Origin of the sequence: Halobaculum gomorrense (assembly GCF_900129775.1) — an archaeon.
Classification (GTDB): Archaea; Halobacteriota; Halobacteria; order Halobacteriales; family Haloferacaceae; genus Halobaculum; species Halobaculum gomorrense.
In genome coordinates, this window is sequence record NZ_FQWV01000001.1 from 450,121 (window position 1) to 470,820 (window position 20,700).

The 20,700-nt window shown below is 69.5% G+C and carries 19 protein-coding genes; 12 read left to right on the plus strand and 7 right to left on the minus strand.

The genetic code is table 11. The annotated features are described in order from the left end of the window. The first annotated feature begins 1 nt into the window (after position 1). From BUE16_RS02275 to BUE16_RS02290, 4 genes are all read left to right on the plus strand, one after another. Positions 2-1,432 carry an ATP synthase subunit B gene (locus tag BUE16_RS02275; RefSeq protein WP_073306774.1) on the plus strand — a complete coding sequence of 477 codons (1,431 nt, stop codon included), beginning with the start codon at positions 2-4 and terminating at the stop codon, positions 1,430-1,432. A gap of 153 nt (positions 1,433-1,585) precedes the next feature. After that, the gene (locus BUE16_RS02280; protein WP_073306775.1) at positions 1,586-2,299 is read left to right on the plus strand and encodes a V-type ATP synthase subunit D; all 714 of its coding nucleotides are present in this window, start codon (positions 1,586-1,588) and stop codon (positions 2,297-2,299) included. A 172-nt stretch (positions 2,300-2,471) separates the two neighbouring features. After that, a complete protein-coding gene (locus BUE16_RS02285) occupies positions 2,472-2,897 on the plus strand; it encodes a DUF6276 family protein (RefSeq protein ID WP_073306776.1) in 426 nt (141 codons plus the stop codon). 77 nt (positions 2,898-2,974) lie between these two features. Then, positions 2,975-3,862 carry a DMT family transporter gene (locus BUE16_RS02290; RefSeq protein WP_073306777.1) on the plus strand — a complete coding sequence of 296 codons (888 nt, stop codon included), beginning with the start codon at positions 2,975-2,977 and terminating at the stop codon, positions 3,860-3,862. 50 nt (positions 3,863-3,912) lie between these two features. On the opposite strand, the gene prf1 is transcribed toward BUE16_RS02290, so the two are convergent. After that, the gene (gene prf1, locus BUE16_RS02295) at positions 3,913-5,178 is read right to left on the minus strand and encodes a peptide chain release factor aRF-1 (protein ID WP_073306778.1); all 1,266 of its coding nucleotides are present in this window, start codon (positions 5,176-5,178) and stop codon (positions 3,913-3,915) included. A gap of 95 nt (positions 5,179-5,273) precedes the next feature. Between prf1 and BUE16_RS02300 the strand changes: the two genes are divergently transcribed. Both BUE16_RS02300 and BUE16_RS16810 read left to right on the plus strand, forming a co-directional pair. After that, entirely contained in the window at positions 5,274-6,632 is a 1,359-nt protein-coding gene (locus BUE16_RS02300) for a MinD/ParA family ATP-binding protein (RefSeq protein ID WP_073306779.1), read from the plus strand. Between the two features lie 56 nt (positions 6,633-6,688). Continuing rightward, positions 6,689-6,838, plus strand: coding sequence for a hypothetical protein (locus tag BUE16_RS16810; protein WP_200778347.1), 150 nt, complete (start codon positions 6,689-6,691; stop codon positions 6,836-6,838). 33 nt (positions 6,839-6,871) lie between these two features. Here BUE16_RS16810 and argS read toward each other — a convergent pair whose 3' ends face one another. Further along, complete coding sequence (gene argS / locus BUE16_RS02305) at positions 6,872-8,632, minus strand: arginine--tRNA ligase (RefSeq protein ID WP_073306780.1); 1,761 nt, start codon at positions 8,630-8,632, stop codon at positions 6,872-6,874. Between the two features lie 264 nt (positions 8,633-8,896). Here argS and BUE16_RS02310 point away from each other — a divergent pair, with 264 nt between their 5' ends. The 3 genes from BUE16_RS02310 to BUE16_RS02320 all read left to right on the plus strand — a co-directional run bounded on the left by BUE16_RS02310 (position 8,897) and on the right by BUE16_RS02320 (position 10,926). After that, a complete protein-coding gene (locus tag BUE16_RS02310) occupies positions 8,897-9,652 on the plus strand; it encodes a DUF120 domain-containing protein (RefSeq protein ID WP_073306781.1) in 756 nt (251 codons plus the stop codon). Continuing rightward, a complete protein-coding gene (gene ribB / locus BUE16_RS02315) occupies positions 9,649-10,323 on the plus strand; it encodes a 3,4-dihydroxy-2-butanone-4-phosphate synthase (protein ID WP_073306782.1) in 675 nt (224 codons plus the stop codon). Before BUE16_RS02310 ends, ribB begins: the two co-directional genes overlap by 4 nt. Before the next feature lie 81 nt (positions 10,324-10,404). Further along, complete coding sequence (locus BUE16_RS02320; protein ID WP_079991454.1) at positions 10,405-10,926, plus strand: GNAT family N-acetyltransferase; 522 nt, start codon at positions 10,405-10,407, stop codon at positions 10,924-10,926. A 65-nt stretch (positions 10,927-10,991) separates the two neighbouring features. Here the strand turns inward: BUE16_RS02320 and arcD are convergent, their stop codons facing one another. Continuing rightward, entirely contained in the window at positions 10,992-12,431 is a 1,440-nt protein-coding gene (gene arcD, locus BUE16_RS02325; RefSeq protein ID WP_073306783.1) for an arginine/ornithine antiporter ArcD, read from the minus strand. A gap of 233 nt (positions 12,432-12,664) precedes the next feature. Here arcD and BUE16_RS02330 point away from each other — a divergent pair, with 233 nt between their 5' ends. Then, positions 12,665-13,597 (plus strand): branched-chain amino acid transaminase, encoded by a 933-nt coding sequence (locus tag BUE16_RS02330; protein ID WP_073306784.1) that lies wholly within the window; start codon positions 12,665-12,667, stop codon positions 13,595-13,597. Between the two features lie 94 nt (positions 13,598-13,691). Here BUE16_RS02330 and meaB read toward each other — a convergent pair whose 3' ends face one another. The 4 genes from meaB to BUE16_RS02350 form a co-directional block, all read right to left on the minus strand. After that, entirely contained in the window at positions 13,692-14,756 is a 1,065-nt protein-coding gene (meaB, locus tag BUE16_RS02335; protein WP_073306785.1) for a methylmalonyl Co-A mutase-associated GTPase MeaB, read from the minus strand. After that, entirely contained in the window at positions 14,756-15,181 is a 426-nt protein-coding gene (locus BUE16_RS02340; protein ID WP_073306786.1) for a cobalamin B12-binding domain-containing protein, read from the minus strand. The genes meaB and BUE16_RS02340 overlap by 1 nt, the downstream gene beginning before the upstream one ends. A 105-nt stretch (positions 15,182-15,286) precedes the next feature. After that, entirely contained in the window at positions 15,287-16,468 is a 1,182-nt protein-coding gene (locus BUE16_RS02345; protein ID WP_073306787.1) for a GAF domain-containing protein, read from the minus strand. Between the two features lie 123 nt (positions 16,469-16,591). After that, a complete protein-coding gene (locus BUE16_RS02350; RefSeq protein ID WP_073306788.1) occupies positions 16,592-18,469 on the minus strand; it encodes a S9 family peptidase in 1,878 nt (625 codons plus the stop codon). A gap of 156 nt (positions 18,470-18,625) precedes the next feature. On the opposite strand from BUE16_RS02350, the gene BUE16_RS02355 reads away from it, so the two are divergent. Both BUE16_RS02355 and BUE16_RS02360 read left to right on the plus strand, forming a co-directional pair. Continuing rightward, a complete protein-coding gene (locus tag BUE16_RS02355; RefSeq protein ID WP_073306789.1) occupies positions 18,626-19,687 on the plus strand; it encodes a glycosyltransferase family 4 protein in 1,062 nt (353 codons plus the stop codon). A 318-nt stretch (positions 19,688-20,005) separates the two neighbouring features. Then, positions 20,006-20,572 (plus strand): plastocyanin/azurin family copper-binding protein, encoded by a 567-nt coding sequence (locus BUE16_RS02360; protein ID WP_073306790.1) that lies wholly within the window; start codon positions 20,006-20,008, stop codon positions 20,570-20,572. Positions 20,573-20,700: the final 128 nt, after the last annotated feature.

Here is a 20,700-nt window from a genome sequence, read left to right on the forward strand (position 1 = left end):
CATGAAAGAGTACCAGACAATCACGGAAGTCAGCGGCCCGCTGGTGTTCGCCGAGGTCGACGAGCCCATCGGCTGCGACGAGATGGTCGAGATCGAGACGCCGAGCGGCGAGACGAAGCGCGGCCAGGTCCTCGAGAGCGAGGACGGCATCGTCGCCATCCAGGTGTTCGAGGGAACGACCGGCATCGACCGCAACGCGTCCGTCCGCTTCCTGGGCGAGACGCTGAAGATGCCAGTCACCGAGGACCTCCTCGGTCGGGTGATGGACGGCTCCGGCAACCCGATCGACGGCGGTCCGGAGATCGTCCCGGACGAGCGCCGCGACATCGTCGGCGCCGCGATCAACCCGTACAGTCGGGAGTACCCCGAGGACTTCATCCAGACGGGCGTATCCGCCATCGACGGGATGAACACGCTCGTGCGCGGTCAGAAGCTCCCGATCTTCTCGGGCTCGGGCCTGCCGCACAACGACCTCGCGCTCCAGATCGCCCGCCAGGCGACCGTCCCGGAGGAGGAGGGCGAGGGCGACGACGACGAGTCGGAGTTCGCGGTGATCTTCGGCGCGATGGGTATCACGCAGGAGGAAGCCAACGAGTTCATGGACGACTTCGAGCGCACGGGCGCGCTGGAGCGCTCGGTCGTCTTCATGAACCTCGCGGACGACCCCGCGGTCGAGCGGACGGTCACGCCGCGACTCGCGCTGACGACGGCGGAGTACCTCGCCTTCGACAAGGGATACCACGTGCTCGTCGTCCTGACGGACATGACGAACTACTGTGAGGCGCTCCGTGAGATCGGTGCCGCCCGCGAGGAGGTGCCCGGCCGGCGTGGCTACCCCGGGTACATGTACACCGACCTGGCGCAGCTGTACGAGCGCGCGGGTCGCCTCAAGGACCGAGAGGGCTCGGTCACGCAGATCCCGATCCTCACGATGCCGGGTGACGACGACACCCACCCGATCCCCGACCTGACGGGGTACATCACCGAGGGGCAGATCATGATGGACCGCCCGCTGCACAGCCAGGGCATCAAGCCGCCGGTGAACGTGCTGCCCAGCCTCTCGCGGCTGATGGACGACGGTATCGGCGAGGGCCTCACCCGCGCCGATCACGCCGACGTGTCCGACCAGATGTACGCGGCGTACGCGGAAGGTGAGGACCTCCGTGACCTCGTGAACATCGTCGGGCGGGAGGCGCTGTCCGAGCGCGACAATAAGTACCTTGACTTCGCGGACGCCTTCGAGGAGGAGTTCGTCCAGCAGGGATTCGACACTAACCGGACGATCGACGAGACGATCGAGCTCGGCTGGGACCTGCTGTCGACGCTGCCGAAGACGGAACTCAACCGTGTCGACGAGGAGCTCATCGAGGAGCACTACCGCGAGGACGCCTCGGCGGTCGACGCCGAGGCTGAGGAAGTCTCCGCGGACTGAGCGCGAAATCGGTCTCGCGCACGCCGGTCACGGATCCACCTCTTTCGACCGCTCGAACCGCGAGCCTCGGCCACGTCGTCGGCCGACCGCCGCACACGCGCACGCCGACTAACAAGGATTAACACCCTCGCCGCGCAACCGCCGGACAAGACCATGGCGAACGATGTCAAACCGACCCGGAAGAACCTCATGGAGATCGAAGACCGGATCGATCTGTCCGAGCGGGGCCACGACACGCTCGAACAGAAGCGCGACGGCCTCATCATGGAGTTCATGGACATCCTCGACCAGGCACAGGACGTCCGCGAGCAGCTGGAGGCCGACTACGACACGGCCCAAGACAAGATCAACAAGGCCCGCGCGATGGAGGGCGACGTGGCCGTCCGCGGCGCCGCCGCGGCGCTGAAAGAGCACCCCGAGATCACGACCCAGTCGAAGAACATCATGGGCGTGGTTGTCCCGCAGATCGAGTCTTCGAAAGTGAAGAAGAACCTCGACGAGCGGGGCTACGGCGTGCTCGGCTCCTCCGCTCGCATCGACGAGGCGGCCGACGCATACGAGGAGCTGCTGGAGTCGATCATCCTCGCCGCGGAAGTCGAGACGGCGATGAAGAAGATGCTCGAGGAGATCGAGACGACGAAGCGCCGCGTCAACGCCCTGGAGTTCAAGCTGCTCCCCGAGCTCAACGAGAACAAAGAGTACATCGAGCAGAAGCTCGAGGAGCAGGAGCGCGAGGAGATCTTCCGGCTCAAGAAGATCAAGGCCAAAAAAGAAGAGGAAGAAAAAGAGGAGGAAGAAGAGCGCGAGGCCGCCGCGAAGGCCGAGGCCGAGGCGATCGAGACCGGCGTCGCCGAGAGCGACGACTGACGCCGTGGTCGGCGGACGGTCCTCACTGCGTTCGATCCTCTGACCGGAGCTCCGGGCCGTTCGAGGGATCGCCGCGATCGCGGCAGTCCGCGTTCGGCGTCGCGCAGGCCCCCCATCGGGGCGCCGTCGCCGCTGTCCCGAAGTTTATGTACGCTCGCTTGCGACGCCGGGTATGACCTGCCCCCAGTGTGACACCGAGGTCGTCGCCTTCGCGGTCTCGGACGCCCTCCGTACGCACGCGCCCGAGCGAACCGCGGTCGCGAGCCTCTGTCCGAACTGTCTCGCCGTCGAGGCCGTCGACGCCGACGGGCCCAAGGCGATAGCCGGCGACGGTGGCCCGGACTTCTCCCGCGTCCACGAGTCGTTTCCCGACGGCGACGGCGGGGTCGCGTTCGCGCTGCTGATCGGCACGCTGCCGTCCATCGCCTTGAACAAGGAGTCCGCGCAGGCGCTGCGTGAGCGCGCCGAGCGCGAGGGCGTCGACGTGGCGCTGGCGTTCGACCGCCTGATCGACGCGGTCGACGGTGCGGAGATCGTCCCCGAGTTCGATCTTCGGCGACGCGTCAGGCAGTTGGACTCGTTGTTGGACGGGTCGTAACTCCCGCATGGCGGCGTGGCGGCGCGGCACGAAGCGAAGACGTATGCCGGCTCGTTCCGTCACCCGAGCACGAACCGATGGACGGCGACACGACCGGGAGCCTGCTCGTGCTCGCCTCGGCGGCCGCGTTCGGCACGCTCGGCGTGCTCGGCGAGGTCGCGTTCGGCGCGGGCGTGTCCATCCCCTCGACGCTGGCCCTCCGATTCGCCGTCGGAAGCCTCGTCGTCTGGACGGGGATTCTGGCCCACCGCGCGCTGACCGACGGGCCGCACCCGGCGTTGGGTCTGCCGCCCCGCGAGGCGCTCACCGCGGTGGCGCTGGGGGCGGTGGGGTACGCGGGCGTCAGCTACGGCTTCTTCGTCGGCGTCGAACGGATGACCGCCGGATTGGCCGCCGTCGTTCTCTACACGTACCCGCTGTTCGTCGTCGCGCTCGCGGCGGTGTTCCTCGACGAGCGCGTCGGCGCGCGGACCGTCGTCGCCGCGGGGCTCACGCTCGCCGGGGTGGTGGTGATCTCGCGGACCGGGCCGGGCGCGTTCGACCCCGTCGGGGCGGCGGCGACGGTCGGTGCTGCGGTGCTGTATGCCGCCTACATCGTCGTCTCGCGCGTGACGTTGGAGTCGACGGACGAGCGCGTGCTGACCGCCTACGTCGCGCCGGCGGCCGCGGCGTCACTCGCACTCGTCGCGGCGGCGACGAACGCGGTCACGGTGCCGTCGACGCCGACCGGCTGGGGCGCGGTCGTCGCGCTCGGCGTCGTCGCCACCGCGTTCGCGATCTTCGCGTTCTTCGCCGGTCTAGCGCGCGTCGACGCGGGACGGGCCGGCGTGCTCTCGACGGCGGAGCCGACCGTCGCGGTCGGGCTCGGCGCCGTGTTCCTCGGCGAGCCGGTGACGCCCGCGATGCTCGCGGGCGGGGCGCTGGTGGTCGCCGGCGTCGTGCTGGTACAAACTGCGGCCGAGTGAACCGCCGCGGACCAGCCGATCGTTAAAAGGGGCGGGTCGGCCGTCGGCGCTCACACGCCCGTGGAGTAGCGGAGGATGCCGGCGACGCCGCCGAAGGCGTCCATGAGCTGTTCGCCCTTCTCGAAGTCGGTGGAGATGAACTTCGTCTCAGTGCCGCGCTGCTCGGCGATCTCGATGAGGTGTTCGACGACGTCCTCGCGCTCGCCGGCGTCGCTCGCGTCGACGACCTCGTCGCACTCCTCACACTCGTGGTCGGGCGTGGAGTGGCGGCGTTCGACGATCTCGCGCTCCTCGTGGCCGTTCGGACACTCGTAGGTGATCACGTCGTCCTGGAGGTCCTCAGAGAGGAGCAGGCGCTCGACCGAACCCATGATGAGGTTGCGGCGGGTCTGCTCGAAGCCGTAGGTCGCCTTGTCGCCGGTGTGGAGGTTCTCGAAGAACTCCTCCATCTCCCGTTTGTCCTTCATCACCTCCTGGTCGGCGAGCACCTCGCTCGCGGCGTCGACCAGGTCGTACAGCCCCGACTCGTCGGTGTAGGCCACGTCGAACTTCCCGATGACGTGGTCCTGCAGCTCGTGGTGGAGGTAGTCGCCGTCGAGGAACTCGTCTTTCGTCGGCGAGGGGCCGCCCACGAGGATCCCCTCGATGTCGTGGCGCTTGTCGACCATCAGGTCGTTCGCCATCCCCGCGACCTCCTGATAGAAGTTGTCGATGGCCTCCAGGCGCAGGCGGGCGAACCGCTGCGCCGACTGGCCGCCCTTCCGCTGCTTGCCGGGCACCAGCGAGGAGGCGGACTTGACGGGTTCGACGCGCTTGCCCTTGAGCCAGCCGACGTTCGCCTCCCGCCGGTCGAGGACGATGAGCCCGAACAGGCCCTTGTCGGTCATCATGTCCTCCAGCGGCTGGGTGAGGAAGTCCGAGTCGCAGTGGTAGCGGAACGACTGGATCGGCTCGGGCGGCGACTCCAGCACCTTCGTCACCATCTCGGTCTGGCCGCCGCCGGAGTCGACCGCGCCCGAGAAGATGACGATCCCGTTGTCGGGCGGGTAGGTGTCGTAGTAGCGGAGGCGGTCCTTGATGCTCGTCAGCGCGTCCTGCACGGCCGTCCGCGTCTGCTTGGACTTGATGTTGGACGCCTCGCTGTGCTCTTGGGTGACGTGCGCGACCACGTCGGAGATCTGCTTGTCGTCGGGGATGTAGATCGTGACGAGTTGGGTCCCCGAGCCCTCGAAGTCGTCGAGCTCGTCGAGGACCTTCCGGAACTCGTACTTCCGTCGGTCCTCGCTCGGTTGGCCCTCCTCGGCGTCGCTGCTCATTACGGGCTAGTAGGCCGTCCGCGGGGTAAGTACCTGTTGAATACCCGAGTGTGGGGACCCACATTTATCACGTGGGACCGCCGTACCCACGGTAAATGCCGACAATCTACGCCGTCGCGAGCGTCAAAGGGGGGGTGGGAAAGACCACGACAACCGCCAACCTCGCGGCCACGCTCGCGGCCGCCGGCTACGACACGATCGCTGTCGACGCGGATCTCGGGTCGGCCAGCCTCGGCCCGTCGCTCGGCGTCGTCCCGGGGGAGATGACGCTGCACGACGTGCTCGCGGGCGAGGCCGACCCCGCCGAGGCGACCCGCGAGGGCCCCCACGGGCTCGCGGTGCTCCCGGGCGGCGACAGCCTCGACCACTTCCGGAAGGCCGAGCCGGGGGAGATCGTCGACGTGCTGGAGGCGATCACGGGCGCCGACTACGTGATCGTCGACACGGGCGCCGGCTTGACCCACCAGACGGCCCTCCCGCTGTCGGTCGCCGACGGCGTCCTCCTCGTATCGACGCCGACGCGCGACGGGCTCGCAAACACCCGCAAGACCCAGGAGCTCACCGAGAAGCTCGGCGGCGACGTGGTCGGCCTCGCGCTCAACGAAGCCGAGGGGGACGAGGACACCGGCGCCGTCGACGTGCCGGTGCTCGGTGCGATCCCGGACGACCCGCTGGTCGCTGAGGCGCAGGCGGCGGGCAGCCCGCTGTCGGCGCACGCGCCCGACAGCGACCCCGCGGCGGCGTACCGATCGCTGGCGTCGTCGCTCACCGGCGAGCCGATCCGCCCGGCGGTCACCCCCGACAACGCGGGGGCGACACCCGACGACCCCGAGTACGACGCGGCAGCCGCGACCGACGACCAGCCCGAGGCCGCGCTGGACCTCCCCGATCCCGACGCTGACCCCGACCCGACGAGCGGTTCGACGGGCGACGCCACCGCCGAGGCCGCCGAAGCCACCGAGGCGGCTTCGACAGCGGAGGCGACCGCCGATCCGGAGGCGGACACGGCGGTCGAATCGGGTACCGAGACGGAGCCAGAGCAGGACGCCGAGACCCAATCGGACGCCGACGCGGGTACCGCGGACGATGCCGGATCTGACTCTGAGTCCGCGGCTGACCCGGATCTGGAAGTCGACGACGCGGTCATCCTCGACGACGACCCCGCCGGCGCCGGCGACGACGCGGAGGACGACGCCGCGGTGGCGGCTCGGACCACGGTACTGGAAGGCGACGAGTACGCGGGCTACCGGGAGGAGCCCGATGATCCTCCGACCGTCGAGGACGCCGAGTCTGGCGAGTCCGCGGAGATCGGCGAGGACGTGATCCCCTTCGCCCAGCAGAGCAAGGAGCGCACCGAGCAGGCGAAACAGGAGAGCGACGACGGCGACGAGGACGACGAGGAAGACGGCCGCGACAACGGCGGCTTCCTCGGTCGGCTGTTCCGGTCGTCGTAACCGGCCGCGGGAATCGAATCGGGAGTTTCTTTTCGTCGCCGCCGCCTCTCGGGAGTATGAGCGAAGCAGGCAACGACTCCGTGCCGGTCTGGTGGATCCTCGTCTTCATCGTCCTCGCGCTCGGGCTGGGCGCTATCGTGGTGCTCTCGGTCGGCGGGAGCCTGATCACGCCGGCGGGCGCGCTGTGGCCGGCGCTGGCGGTGTAGAGCCGAGACACTCCCGACCACGTTCCTTCTCCCTTACATGGACTCGGGCGCCTCGACCCCGAGCACGTCGAGTGCGTTCGCGACGGTGTGTCGCGCGGCGGCGACGAGCGCGAGGCGAGCCTCGCGGGTCGCCTCGTCGTCGGCGGTGAGCACGGGGCACTCCCGGTAGAAGGCGTTGAACGTCTCCGCGAACTCGCGGGTGTAGGTGGCGACGCGGTGCGGCTCCAGGTCCTCGGCCGCCTGCTCGACGACGGCGGGGAACCGCGCGACGACCTTCAGCAAGTCGCGTTCCTCGGGCGTCGACAGCGCCTCCGGATCGACAGCGGCGTCGGGCGCGATCTCCTCGTCGCCCGCCTCGTCAACGATCCCACAGCAGCGCGCGTGGACGTACTGGACGTATGGCGCCGACTGCGCCTCGAAGTCGAGCGCGCGGTCCCACTCGAAGGTGATCGACTTCGTCGGCTGCTTGCTGACGATGTCGTAACGGACCGCGCCGATGCCGACCTGGCGGGCGATGCGGTCGACATCCTCTTCGCGCAGGTCGTCGTCGCGGATGCGGTCGTCCATCCGGGACTCCACCTCCTCGCGGGCGCGGTTGATCGCCTCGTCGAGCAGGTCGTCGAGGTTCACGGCGGTTCCCGCGCGCGTGGACATCTTCCCCTCGGGGAGGTTCACGTACGAGTAGAACGTGGACTGCAGGCGGTCGGTGTCGTTGCCCAGCAGGTCGAGCGCGGCCTGCAGCTGCCCGGCCTGGAGCTTGTGGTCCTCGCCGAGCACCGTCACCGCGCGGTCGTAGTTCTCGAACTTCCACTCGTGGTGGGCGAGGTCGCGGGTGGTGTACAGCGAGGTGCCGTCCGAGCGGAGGAACACGAGCTTCTTCTCGTAGCCGTACTCCGAGAGGTCGACCTGCCAAGCGCCTTCCTCAAGCACCGACTCGTCGAGAGCTTTCAGACGCTCGGCGACCTCATCACAGGAGCCGTCGCGGATGAAGCGTGTCTCCTTGACGAACTCGTCGAACGCGGCCGGGAGGCGGGCGAGCGACGCCTCCATGCCCGCGAGCACGGTGTCGACGACCTCGCCGACGCGTTCGTACGTCTCCTCGTCGCCCGACTCCAGTCCCTGCAGGATCGACGAGACCTCCGCCTCCGCCGCCTCCACCGTCTGCTCGTCGCCCTCCTCCAGCACCTCGTTCCCCTTGCGGTAGTAGCGCACGAGGTCGTAGTCGGCCTTGTCGCGGGCCGGCTCGGGGAGATCGCTCTCGTCGAACGTCTCGTAGGCCCACGTGAAGATCGCCATCTGCCGGCCGGCGTCGTTGACGTAGTAGTGCCGGTCCACGTCGTAGCCGGCGTACTCGATGGCGTTGGCGACAGCGTCGCCGATGATGGGGTTGCGCGCCCGGCCGACGTGGACCGGGCCCGTGGGATTCGCGGAGGTGTGCTCCACGACGACCGACTCGCCGTTCGGCGGGAGACGGCCGTACTCGGCGTCGCGTGCGGCGTCGAGCGTGTCCGCGAGGTACGCGTCGGCGACGAAGAAGTTCACGTACGGCCCGTTGGTGTCGACGCGCGCGAGGTACTCGGTGCCCGCCACGTCGACCGCCTCGGCGACCTCGACGGACACCTCCGGCGGCGGCGCGCCCGCCTCGCTCGCCAGCCGGAACGCGACGCTTGAGGCCAGCGTTGCGTCGACGCCGTCGGGCGGGTCCTCGATGCCGAGGTCGTCGGTCGGGTAGCCGAGGTCGGCGAGCGCGTCCGAGAGCGCCGCCGCCACGGCCGACCGGAACTGTCTGAACATGCGCGAGGCTTTCCCCGCCGCCGATAAATGGGTTTCCGATGCGTCCGGCCGCGGGGCGACGGTGCAGGCGGGGCGGCGTCGGTCACGTCGGCCGATGCCGGACCCTCGTCGGTCGCCGCCGCGTTCGCCACCGACACCGACGGCTTTTGGTACGTCGCAGTCACAGTTCCGGTACAGATATTCAATGCGGCACAGTTCGTAACGGTTCTGTTACGCCTACCATATCCGGTACCCTTTTGCGTCGCGCCCACCGAGAACAGGGCAATGAGTGCTTCCACGACGACCGTCGGCCACGACGAGGTGGTCGCACTGAAGACGGTCGCGCTCTACGGCGGGCTCCGCGAGCCGGTGAAGGTCTCCTGTTCGACGCTGGGCGAGCGACTCGACGCCTCCAGCCAGACGGCCTCTCGCCGACTCCAGCGGCTCGAATCCGCCGGCTTGCTCGACCGCGACGTCGTCGGCGACGGGCAGTGGGTGACGGTGACGGACGCCGGCGAGCGCCGCCTGCGCGCGGAGTACGCCGACTACCGAAGGCTGTTCGAGGGCGAGGCCGGCCTCTCGCTGTCGGGGACGGTCACCTCCGGGATGGGCGAGGGTCGCCACTACATCCAGCTGTCGGGCTATCACGAGCAGTTCGTCGAGCGCCTGGGCTACGAGCCGTTTCCGGGGACGCTGAACGTCGAACTGTCGGAGGCCGCCGTGCGCGCCCGCGCGGGGTTGGACTCCGTCGAGGGCGTGCCGATCGACGGCTGGGAGGACGAGGAGCGGACGTTCGGGCCGGCGACGTGTTACGCCGCGGAGGTCCGCGTCGACGGCGAATCGTTTGCGCCGGTCCACGTCATCGTGCCCGAGCGCACCCACCACGACGAGGACCAACTCGAACTGATCGCGCCGGCGAGGCTGCGCGACGAGCTGGGACTGGACGACGACGACGAGGTCCGGGTGTACGTCACCGACGCCGAGCGCGCCGACGAGTCGGCGCCAGCGACCGAGGCGTCCGGCGCCGGGGGGTCGGCGTGAGCCGGCAGGCGGGGCGCCTCGACAGGGCGCTCGCGGCGTTTCGCGCCGGCGGGCCGGTGCTCGTCCACGACTTCGACGACCGCGAGGGGGAGACGGATCTCGTGTACCCCGCGGGCAGCGTCGCCCCGGCGGACGTGGCGCGCATGCGCAACGACGCCGGCGGGCTGATCTGCGTCGCCGTCTCTGACGCCGTCGCCGACGCGGTCGGGCTGCCGTTCCTCGCAGATCGGATCGACCACCCGGCGGCCGCGAGCCACGACCTCGGGTACGACGACCGCTCGTCGTTCTCGCTGCCGGTGAACCACCGCGACACGTTCACCGGGATCACCGACGACGACCGCGCCAGGACGATCACGGAGCTGGCGTCGATGGCCGCCGCCGTCGAGGGCGGCGTCGACTACGACCCGGAGGCGTTCGCCGCGGAGTTCCGCGCCCCCGGCCACGTCCACGTGCTCCGCGGTGCGCCCAACGGGCTCGACGACCGCCTGGGTCACACGGAGCTGGGGCTCGCGATGGCGGCCGAGACAGATCAGCCGCCCGCGGTCGTCGTCTGCGAGATGCTCGACGACGAGACCGGCGCCGCGCTGTCGCCGGCGGCCGCCCGCGAGTACGCCGACCGCCACGGCTTCCCGTACGTCGAGGGCGAGGAGCTGATCGAGGCGCTGCGGTAGCCGTCGGGGCTCACGACGCGCCCCGATTCGCGGTCACACGCCGCCGAAACGACTTTTCGAACGACGGCCGAGCGGAGACTCGTGTCCGCCGACATCGCCGTCCGCGTCGCCGCCGCCCGCGACCGCCGCGAGATACAGGAGACCCTGGCGCGGTCGTGGCGCCACGGCTACGACGGCGTCCTCGACGGCGACGCGCTGGCGGAGGCAACGGCCGACCCCGCCGAGTTCTATCCGGGAGCGAGGTTCGAGCGCAAGCGCGAGGCCGACGGCCTCCTGTTCCTCGTGGCGGTCGTCGATGACCGGGTCGTCGGCGTCTGCAACGTCGCGCTGGGGCCTGAACACACCCACGCGTTCGTTCCAGACGGCGCCGCGCAGCTCCGGGCGGTCTACGTCGACCCCGACCACTGGGGGGACGGCGTCGGAACCGCGCTCGTGGGGCGGGGCACGGACGCGACCGGGGACGACACGCCGGTGTACGTCGAGTGTCTGGCCGCCAACCATTGCGGGCGACGCTTCTACGAGTCGCTCGGATTCCGGCCGTGCGGCGAGGGAGTCATCGACCTGTTCGACGGGACACACGAGACTGAGCGGTTTCGCCGGTAGCGACCGAGTTGGAGAACAGTATCGCCGACCCGTCAGGGGCTCCCTCGCTTCGCCTGCGTCTCGCGTTAGTCGTCCGCGGGTGCGGCCCCCCTCTCCGCGTCCGTCGGCGTCGTCGCCCGCCCGGCCAGCGCCATCCCGACGAGCGCCAGCACCGACAGCGGCCCGAAGAAGTAGTACGGGACGAACGCCCACGACGACTCGAAGCCGAGCGCCGCCGCCATGAAGACGGCGCCGGCGTGCCACGGGAACAGCGGCCCGGTGGGGGTACCCGCGGCCTCGACGGCTCGCGAGAGGTCCCGCGAGTCGAGGCCGTACTCGTCGTACAGCTCCCGGAGGCTGACCCCGGGGACGACGATGCTCATGTACTGCTGGGCGGTGAACGCGTTCGTGAGCAGCGCGGCGGCCCCCGTGGCGACCACGAGAGAGCCGCGAGACCACACAACGTCGGCCAGCCGATCGGCCACCACCGCGAGTACGCCGGTGCCCTCCAGCAGTCCGCCCAGCGCGAGGGCGGCGACGACGACCGCGATGGTCCAGCCCGATCCGGCGACGCCGCCGGTCGCCAACAGCCCGTTGACGAGCTCGCTCCCCGTCTCGGGCGCGGTGCCGTTGAGGAACGCGTCCCAGGCGGCGGTGAACGACCGACCCTGCGCGAGCACGGCGGTGCCGGCGCCGGCGAACACGCCCGCGATCAGCGACGGGAGCGCCGGGTACCCGCTGATCGCCAGCCCGAACGTGACCACCAGCGGGAGGAACACGAGCGGACCGAGCGCGTACGCCGACGCGAGCGGCTCGGTGATCGCGGCGGCGTCGCCGCCGGACCCAGTCACCGCGAACATGCCGAGGACGGCGTAGCCGACGACCGAGAGGCCAAGCGCGACGGCGGTGCCGAGGCGCATGGCGTTGATGTGGTCGTACAGGTCAGTGTCCGTCACCGCGGCCGCGAGGTTGGTCGTGTCCGACAGGGGGCTCTGCTTGTCGCCGGCGTACGCCCCCGAGACGATGGCCCCGGCGGTCATCGGCGCCGACACGTCCAGCCCGCTCCCGATGCCGATGAACGCGACCCCGAGCGTCCCGACGGTCGTCCACGAGGAGCCGATGGCGAACGCGACGACGGCCGACAGCAGCGCGGTCGCCGGGAGGAACACGGCCGGCGACAGCAGGCCGAGCCCGTAGTACATCAGCCCCGGGATGGTCCCGGCCGCCGTCCACGTCGCGATCAGTCCGTAGATGACGAACAGAATGAGGACCGCCTGCATGCCCATCAGCAGGCCGCCCTCGGCGGCGTCGTAGACACCGTCCCAGTCGTAGCCGAGCCGGTAGCGCGCGAACAGCCCGGCGAAGGCGATGCTCCACAGCAGCGGCGCGTGCGGCGACAGCCCGAGCAGCCCCGAGCCGACGCCCAGCGAGGCGACGACGACCGCGAGCGGCACGAGCGCCTCTCGGAACGTCGGCGGCCGCACGTCGCCGCGGGCTCCGTCGGCGCGTGGCGTCTGCGTATCCATCACCGATCGGTAATTCACTGAAGTAATTAAAATATACGTTTTTATTATTCACAGTCGTAGATGGAAGTCGGATCCGGAGATCTCGACGTGGTGGCGTGTGCCGACCGGCGGTGAGCGACGCCGACGTGGCGGGACGGCGGTGACTGCGCGGGAGCCGCGAATGGGGGGTGAACGGGGGTGGGCTCCCCGGCGTTTCTGTGGTATTTATTGTCCGGCAAATCCTGCGACTGCGTATGGCTGGCTTCGCGGAGATGGACGTCGACACCATCTGGCAAAACGGCGAGTACGTCGACTGGGACGACGCGACGACGCACGTCCTCACGCACGGACTGCACTACGGCACGGGCGTCTTCGAGGGCGTGCGCGCGTACGACACCGGAGAGGGGACGGCGGTGTTCCGCTGGGAAGAGCACCTCGACCGCTTCTTCGAGTCGACGAAGCCGTACGACATGGAGATCCCCTACTCCCGAGAGGAGCTGACCGAGGCGACGATGGAGGTCATCCGCCGCAACGACCTCGACTCGGCGTACGTCCGCCCCATCGCCTACTACGGCTACCACCAGCTGGGCGTCTCGCCGGGCGACTGCCCGACCGACGTGGCGATCGCGGCGTGGCCGTGGGGCACGTACCTCGGCGACGAGGCGCTGGAGAACGGCATCAAGGCGATGGTGTCCTCGTGGCGCAAACACTCCTCCTCGCAGATCCCGACGAACGCGAAGACGACGGGGCTGTACGTCAACTCCCTGCTCGCGGGTGAGGAGGCCCGCCGCAACGGCTACAAGGAGGCCATCGTCCTCAACAAGGAGGGCAACGTCGCGGAGGGTCCCGGCGAGAACATCTTCCTCGTGCGCGACGGCGAGATCTTCACGCCCGGCCTGTCGGAATCGATCCTCGACGGCATCACTCGCAACACGGTGATCGAACTGGCCCGCGAGCGCGGCTACACCGTCCACGACAACGTGAGTATCTCGCGCGGCGAGCTGAACACCGCAGACGAGTTGTTCTTCACCGGCTCGGCGGCTGAGGTCACGCCGATCCGGCAGGTCGACAACGTCGAGATCGGCAACGGCTCGCGCGGACCGATCACCGAGGAACTCCAGACCGCGTTCTTCGACCTCGTGGAGCGTCGCACCGACGACCACGAGGAGTGGTTCACGTACGTCTAGTGATCGAACCCGCGCACGGTTTGTCCTTCTCGACCCGTAGCGACCAGCGGACGGCGTGTCCCGAGGCGGCGACCTCGTCGCCGCGATCGACCGATTACCGCTCCAACTCCTCGTCGACGCACTCGCGCACGGGCGCGACCAACTCGTCGGCCACGGTGTAAGGATCCGTTTCCTTCGCGAGCACGTCGTCGGCGAGCGCGTCGATCCCGCCGCGGGCCTCGATCACCTCCTCCAGCAGGGCCGCGGTGTCGCTGCGGACCAACTGGCGGATCTCCTCGGCGTACCGCGTGCGCGCCTTGTTATCGATCCGGCCGGTCTCGCGGAGCCACGCGGCGTGGTCGTCGAGCGTGTCGATCAGCTCCTCGACGCCGGTGGCGTCGGTGGCGACCGTCTCGACGACCTCAGGGTCCCACGTCGCCTCGTCCGCGTCGTCGATGGCGACCTGCGCCATCTCCTCCTCGTCGACGGGGCCGTGGTGGCCGGTGTTCAGCCCCGCCGCGGGGTTCTCGCGCATGTGGATCATCTCCTCCAACTCGGCGACCGTGCGCTCGGCGCCGTCCATGTCGGCCTTGTTGACGACGAACACGTCGCCGATCTCGAGGATCCCCGCCTTCAGCATCTGCACGTCGTCGCCCGAGCCGGGCTGGACGAGGACGCACACCGTGTCGGCGGTCTTCACGATGTCTACCTCGTTTTGTCCGGCGCCGACCGTCTCGATGATCACCGTGTCTTTGCCGAAGGCGTCGAGCGCTTTCACCGTGTCAGACGTGGCCGTCGAGAGGCCGCCGAGCGTGCCTCTCGCGCTCATCGACCGGAAGAACACGTCCATGTCGCCGACGTTGGAGGCCATCCGGATCCGGTCGCCCAGCACCGCCCCGCCGGTGTACGGCGAGGACGGGTCGACCGCGATGACGCCGACGGTGTCGCCGCGGTCGCGGTACGCCTTCGCCAGTTTGTCGACCAGCGTCGACTTCCCGGCGCCAGGGCTGCCTGTGATACCGATCACGTCTGCGGCCCCGGTGTGGGCGTGGAGCGCAGAGACGATCTCGCGGTAGCCCGGCGAGCGGTTCTCGATCTTCGTGATGACGCGCGCGAGCGCCCGGTGTTTTCCGTCCAGCAAGTCGTCGACCAGCGCCGACTCCGTTCTTGTGACCGTCATCACTCGCGGTCGTGAACGTTCTCGCGGACGAACTCGATCGTCTTCTCCATCGGCGTCCCGGGGCCGAAGACGGCGCCGACACCCATCTCCAGCAGGTCGTCGCGGTCGTCGTCGGGAATGATCCCGCCGACGAGGATCAAGGTGTCCTCGAACGCGTCGTACTCTTTCAGGCCGTCGACGATCTTCGGAACGAGCGTGTTGTGCGCCCCCGAGAGGATCGAGATGCCGAGGACGTCGACGTCCTCCTGGACGGCCGCCTGGACGATCTCGTCGGGCGCGCGGTGGAGACCGGAGTAGATGACCTCGAAGCCGGCGTCGCGAAACGCCCGCGAGATGACGTGCGCGCCGCGGTCGTGACCGTCGAGACCGACCTTCGCGATGAGACAGCGGATCTGCCGCCCCTCCTCGCGCTCTTGGGTACTCATGGCTCTCGGTTGGACGGCGCCGGTGTTGACTTTAACGGACGTCCATGATGTGCCGGCCGGCGGCGGGTCGGGGCCGTCGGTGGCCGGTACGAGGCCCATCGCGCCCTACGGGAACTCGACGCTCGCGGCGTACAGTCCGAACGCCGCCGTCTCGATCCCCGAAATCGGGATCGGGACCACGCCGACGGTGAGGCCGACCGGTCCGTCGTCGGTCTCGCGAGTGATCTCTCGGTGGGTCACATCGTCCGGGCCGTCGGAGCCGAACAGCGCTCGCTCCGTGTCGGTCGGGAACGCCTCCGACACGGGGCGACCGACCTCCTGTGATCCGAACATGGCCTCGTAGGCCGAGTTCATCTCCGTCAGAACGGGCTCGCCGCCGTCGGTCGACTCGACGTACACCGCTGGCGACTTGATCCCGTCGAAAAAGTAGTGCAGTCGATCGCGCTCGACGCGGAGATCGGCCTCCCGTTCGAGTCGGGCGAGCGCCTCGGCGGCGTGGGACCCGACGATCTCGATGAACTCGGCGTCTTGTCGGTCGAACGCCGCCCGCCGGTCGGTCGTCACCTGCAACACCCCGATGTCGCCGACCGGGACGCTCACCACGGACCGAAGGCCGTCGATGTCCCGCACGTGGTCCGGATCCGTCCGGTAGTCGCTGACGATCTGGGTCTCGCCCGTCTGGTAGGTCCGCCCGGCGATGCCCTCGTCGGTGTCCAGTCTGACGTTCAATTCGCCGTCGTACGTGTGGCCGTACGGATAGAACTCGTCGCCCTCACGCAGCGCGAGCGCGCACTGACCGTGTCCGAGCGCGTTCGTCACCGCCGAGACGACCGTGTCGCTCACCTCCTTGACCGACTGGCAGCCGGTCAGCTCCTCGGTGTACACGTTCAGCGCCGACAGCTTCGCGTTCGCCTCCGCGAGGGCGTTGCGCTCGCGCTCGCGCTCGACGCGCTCGGAGACGCGGCGGGCGAGCAGATCCGTCCCCCCGTCGGTGGCGATGACCTCGTCCACGGGGACCGTCGGCACTTCGTCCCCGTAGACGATCAGCGGGACCGCCCTCGCCGCGGAAGCGATGTTCTCGACGCAGTTCGACCGGACGGAGACGACGACGACGCAGTCGAGTGTCGGTCCCAGTTCGCGGAGGAACTCGGTCGCGACGGAGCCGCGTTTGTGCAGGACGGTCGCGTCGAGGCTCGATTCGATCGCGTCCACGACATCCGCGCCGAATCCGCTGGGCGTGCGGCTCGACACCGCAACGACGACGCGGGCGTCGTGAGAAGAAGACATCAGTCGTTCAGTGTGACCTGATGGATCGCAAAGAAGATAATTCATTCGTCCGGCCGGTGACGGGACGGCGTCGCGGCCGAGGGTGCACGGCCGACGACCGGTTCCGCCGACCGCCTCAACCCCTCACACGTGTTCGTGGAGGAACTCGACGACCGCGCGGTACGCCTCGATGCGGTTCTCCAGCTTCGAGAAGCCGTGCCCTTCGTCCTCGAAGATCAGCTTCTTCGTCGGGACGTGTTCGCTCGCCTCCTCGACGATCTGTTCGGCCTCGTCGACGGGAACCCGGGGGTCGTTTGCGCCGTGGAGGACGAACAGCGGCGCCGCGATCTCGTCGACGTGGTTGATCGGCGAGATGGACTCCAGGAACTCCCGGTCGTCCGCGAGGCTCCCGTACTCGGCCTCGCGCAGTTCGCGGCGCCAGTCGCCGGTGTTCTTGAGGAACGTGACGAAGCTTGCGATGCCGACGATGTCGACCCCGGCGGCCCACAGGTCGGGGTACTCCGTCATCGCCGCGAGCACCATGAAGCCGCCGTAGCTGCCGCCCATGGCGACGATCCGGTCGGGGTCGACGGCGGGGTGGTCGTGGAGCCACTCGACGGCCGCCTCGATGTCGGCGACCGAGTCCATCCGGCGTTCCACGTCGTCGAGGTGGGCGTACGCCTTCCCGTACCCCGAAGAGCCGCGCACGTTCGGCTCGAACACGCCGTAGCCGTTGTTGAGGAAGTACTGCTTCACGGCGTTGAACGACGGCCGGCGCTGGCTTTCGGGACCGCCGTGGATGTCGACGACGACGGGCGTCTCGCCATCGGTCGCGTCGTCGGGCGTCGAGAAGAACGCGGGGATCTCGCGGCCGTCGAAGGTCGGGTAGTGGACCAGCTCCGGCTCGACGAACGTCTCCTCGGGAATGCCCGCGGTCGCGGCGTGGGTCCACCGCGACGCCTCGCCGGTCTTCACGTCCACGACGTACGCGTTCGCGTTGACGGTGCTGCCGGTGACGGTGGCCGCCAGTCGGTCGGCGTCGGGGCCGAACGAGACGCCGCCGGCGACGCCCTTCGGGAGCTCCGCCTCGGCGAACGGGTCGATGCGGTCGGCCGCGGTGAACTCGCCGACGGTGATCTCCGTGTAGCCGTCGACGTTGCGCGAGTAGGCGACCCGGGTGGTGTCCTCGTCGACGACGACGCCGTCGACGTTCCAGTCGCCGCCGTCCTCGACGACGAACAGGTCGCCGAGCGCCGCATCGCCGTCGCGGTTCCCGTCGCCACCGCTCTCGTCTCCCCGTCCGTCTCCGCCGCGATCGCTGCCACCGGGGGCGATCCGCTCCAGCCGGAGAGTGTCGGAGGCGTGGTCGGTGCACACGTACACGCCGTCGCCGTCGGGCGCCCACTCGGGGCTCTGGAAGCGCGCCTCGCTCGTGTGAGGCGTGAGGTGGATGAGGTCGCCGGTCTCCACGTCGAGCACGTGGAGGTCGTGGTCGAAGCTCGCGTGCGCCTCGTGGACGAGCAGCCGCGTGTCGTCGGGCGACCAGCCCGCCACCGACAGCCAGCCGTCTCCTTCGTACACCAACTCGGCCTCGTCGCCGGTCTCGTCACGCCCCTGCACGTACACGTCGAAGACGGACTCGTCGCGTCGGTTCGACGCGAACGCGAACTGCTCGCCGTCGTGGGACCAGCCGCCCCAGCGGTGTTTCGCGTCGGGCATTCCGGTCCACTCGGTGACGACGCCGGCGTCGGGATCGAGCCGGTACAGCTGCATCCGCTCGTTGCCGCCCTCGTCCATGCCGAACGCGAGTTCGCGGCGCTCGGGAGACCAGTCCACGAACGTGACGCGCTCCTCGTAGAAGGTGTGCTGTGCGGGCCAGGCCCCCGCCTCGTCGAGGCTCCACACCTGCGGGGTGCCGGTGGTGTCCATCAGGAACGCGAGGGTGCCGTCGGGGGCGAACGCGGCGCTGTGGGCCGAGCGGACGTTGAGGTACCGCTCGATGTCGTACGTCGGGTCGCTCATAGCGTTGTAATCCCCGTCGCGCGTCGAAAGCGTTCGGGTCGGCGAACGGGCTCGCTCCCCGCGTCGCGCGTTCGGGGCGGGCGTCGTCGCGGCGCCGACCGCACCCCGGGGAGTATCGCCTCTCTTTTTATTCCCCCACTGGTAGCCGATCGCACAATGCGCGTCGCGGTGGTCTCGATGGACACGGTAACAACGCGGGACGCCCCCGCGGTCCGTCGGACGCGCCGCGTCGCCACCGGGCTCGACGCCCGCGGACACGATGTCCACTGGCTGTGCGCGCAGTGGTGGGGCGGCGAGATCCGGCAGTTCGAGCAGGACGATATCGCGTACCACGCGGTGACCGAGCGGCCCGCCGCCGCCCGCTTCCGATCGAAGCTCCCCTTCGCCCTCCGCCGCGTCGACCCGGACATCGTCCACGCCGTGTCGGTGCCGCCGGGACACGCGACGACCGCGAAGACGACCGCCGCGATGCTGCGGGTCCCGGTCGTCCTCGACTGGTGGGAGCGCGATCCAGACCGCGGCTCCGACCGCCGGTACCGGAAGGCGGCGACGCGCGCCGACCGGGTAGTCGCGCCCTCCGAGACGGTCCGCACGGCCGTGCGCGAGCACGGCGCCAGCGGCGTGAACGTCCGCGTGATCCCCGAGAGCATCGACATCGACCTGGTCCGCTCGGCCGACGCGGACGACCGCTTCGACGTGGTGTGGGGCCGCGATCTCGACGGCGACGCCAACGTCGGCGAGTTCCTCCTCGCGCTGGCGGAGCTGCGCGACCGCGACTGGCGGGCGGCGGTCGTCGGCGACGGCCCCGCCCGCGACGACGCCGAGCGCATGGCCGCGGACCTGCGGATCGACGACCGGGTGCGGTTCCTCGGCGACCTCGACGCCGCGGAGTTCGTCCCCGTGCTCAAGGGCTCGCACGTGTTCGCCCAGACGGCGACCTACGAGCCGTTCGCGACGGGGCTGCTGTGGGCGCTGGCGTGCGGTTGCGTCGGCATCGTCGAGTACCAAGCGGGGTCGTCGGCGCACGAACTCGTCGAGGGGCTCGACCGCGGGCGGCTCGTCACCTCGCCCCAGGAGCTGGCCGACGAGATCGTCGCCTGCGGCGACCTCCCCCAGTGGGAGACGAACGACGGGTTCGCCGGCTTCGGCCACGACGAGGTGCTCTCCGAGTGGGTCGACTGGTACGAGGACGCGATCGACGACCACGGCTGGTTCTAAAGAACCTCTTTTCGCCTCGGGTTTCCTCGCGCGCCGCTTCGCGGCGCGCTGCGGGAACCGCTCGGCGAAAACCCGTTCATACCAAAGTTCCCGCTCGCTCGGCCTTCGGCCTCGCTCGCGGAACAACTACTAGTGACTTCCACACCGCTTCAGCGACCGCGTCCGCACCGCTTCAGCGACCACGCCCGCACCGCTTCGACGACCGCGTCCGCACCGCTTCAGCGACCGCACCGCCCCCGCGTCCGTACCGCCTCCGCACCGTCCCCCGCCACGGATTCGATCGACGGATATAGGTTCGGGACACGCCAAGCCGCGGGCATGGAAGACGACACGCTCAGCCGCCGGAGCTTCCTCCGGGGGGCGGCGGGCGCGACCGCCGCCGCGGGCGCGGTCGCAGCGGGCGCCGGGAACGCCGCCGCGCAGGCCACCGCCGACGGCTCCGGCACCGTCGAGGTTGGCGCCGGGTCCCAGGGCCTCAAGTACGTCCCCGGCACCGACCAGACGCTGTACGTGACCCCCGGAACCACCGTCACGTTCGAGTGGGTGACGGGCGGCCACAACATCATCGTGGAGAGCCAGCCCGATGGCGCCTCCTGGGGCGGCCACGAGCCGCTCGAGGATGAGGGCTTCTCGACGGAGTTCACCTTCGAGACGACCGGCGTGTACGAGTACTACTGCGAGCCCCACCAGTCGCTTGGGATGGTCGGGACGCTGGAGGTCGTCGAACAGCTCCCGACGCCGACGGCAACGGCTGCCGGTCCGCCCGAGGTGCCCGACTCAGCGAAGAGCCTCGGTATCGCCTCGTTCATCGCGATGGTGTCGACGCTCGGGCTGGCATTCTTCTTCACGAAGTACGGCGGCGACTACGAACCGCCCGAGGAATAGCCGACGCGACGGTAGTTGGCGGCTTTTTCGGCGACGTAATCCAACTAATGGCACGGCTGTCTGCCCCGTGTAGAGCCGCCTCAGTGTCTACACGTGCCCACTCTCAACCGCGCTACTGGTCGCTGTCA

What these genes read in the sequence shown, in the direction of transcription:
- BUE16_RS02350 (WP_073306788.1), bottom strand. Translation starts at nt 18,469, where the DNA reads ATGAGCGACCCGACGTACGACATCGAGCGGTACCTCAACGTCCGCTCG.
- BUE16_RS02290 (WP_073306777.1), top strand. Translation starts at nt 2,975, where the DNA reads ATGGACGGCGACACGACCGGGAGCCTGCTCGTGCTCGCCTCGGCGGCC.
- BUE16_RS02275 (WP_073306774.1), top strand. Translation starts at nt 2, where the DNA reads ATGAAAGAGTACCAGACAATCACGGAAGTCAGCGGCCCGCTGGTGTTC.
- BUE16_RS02330 (WP_073306784.1), top strand. Translation starts at nt 12,665, where the DNA reads ATGGCTGGCTTCGCGGAGATGGACGTCGACACCATCTGGCAAAACGGC.
- BUE16_RS02280 (WP_073306775.1), top strand. Translation starts at nt 1,586, where the DNA reads ATGGCGAACGATGTCAAACCGACCCGGAAGAACCTCATGGAGATCGAA.
- BUE16_RS16810 (WP_200778347.1), top strand. Translation starts at nt 6,689, where the DNA reads ATGAGCGAAGCAGGCAACGACTCCGTGCCGGTCTGGTGGATCCTCGTC.
- argS (WP_073306780.1), bottom strand. Translation starts at nt 8,632, where the DNA reads ATGTTCAGACAGTTCCGGTCGGCCGTGGCGGCGGCGCTCTCGGACGCG.
- arcD (WP_073306783.1), bottom strand. Translation starts at nt 12,431, where the DNA reads ATGGATACGCAGACGCCACGCGCCGACGGAGCCCGCGGCGACGTGCGG.
- BUE16_RS02360 (WP_073306790.1), top strand. Translation starts at nt 20,006, where the DNA reads ATGGAAGACGACACGCTCAGCCGCCGGAGCTTCCTCCGGGGGGCGGCG.
- BUE16_RS02340 (WP_073306786.1), bottom strand. Translation starts at nt 15,181, where the DNA reads ATGAGTACCCAAGAGCGCGAGGAGGGGCGGCAGATCCGCTGTCTCATC.
- prf1 (WP_073306778.1), bottom strand. Translation starts at nt 5,178, where the DNA reads ATGAGCAGCGACGCCGAGGAGGGCCAACCGAGCGAGGACCGACGGAAG.
- BUE16_RS02300 (WP_073306779.1), top strand. Translation starts at nt 5,274, where the DNA reads ATGCCGACAATCTACGCCGTCGCGAGCGTCAAAGGGGGGGTGGGAAAG.
- BUE16_RS02355 (WP_073306789.1), top strand. Translation starts at nt 18,626, where the DNA reads ATGCGCGTCGCGGTGGTCTCGATGGACACGGTAACAACGCGGGACGCC.
- BUE16_RS02285 (WP_073306776.1), top strand. Translation starts at nt 2,472, where the DNA reads ATGACCTGCCCCCAGTGTGACACCGAGGTCGTCGCCTTCGCGGTCTCG.
- meaB (WP_073306785.1), bottom strand. Translation starts at nt 14,756, where the DNA reads ATGACGGTCACAAGAACGGAGTCGGCGCTGGTCGACGACTTGCTGGAC.
- BUE16_RS02345 (WP_073306787.1), bottom strand. Translation starts at nt 16,468, where the DNA reads ATGTCTTCTTCTCACGACGCCCGCGTCGTCGTTGCGGTGTCGAGCCGC.
- BUE16_RS02310 (WP_073306781.1), top strand. Translation starts at nt 8,897, where the DNA reads ATGAGTGCTTCCACGACGACCGTCGGCCACGACGAGGTGGTCGCACTG.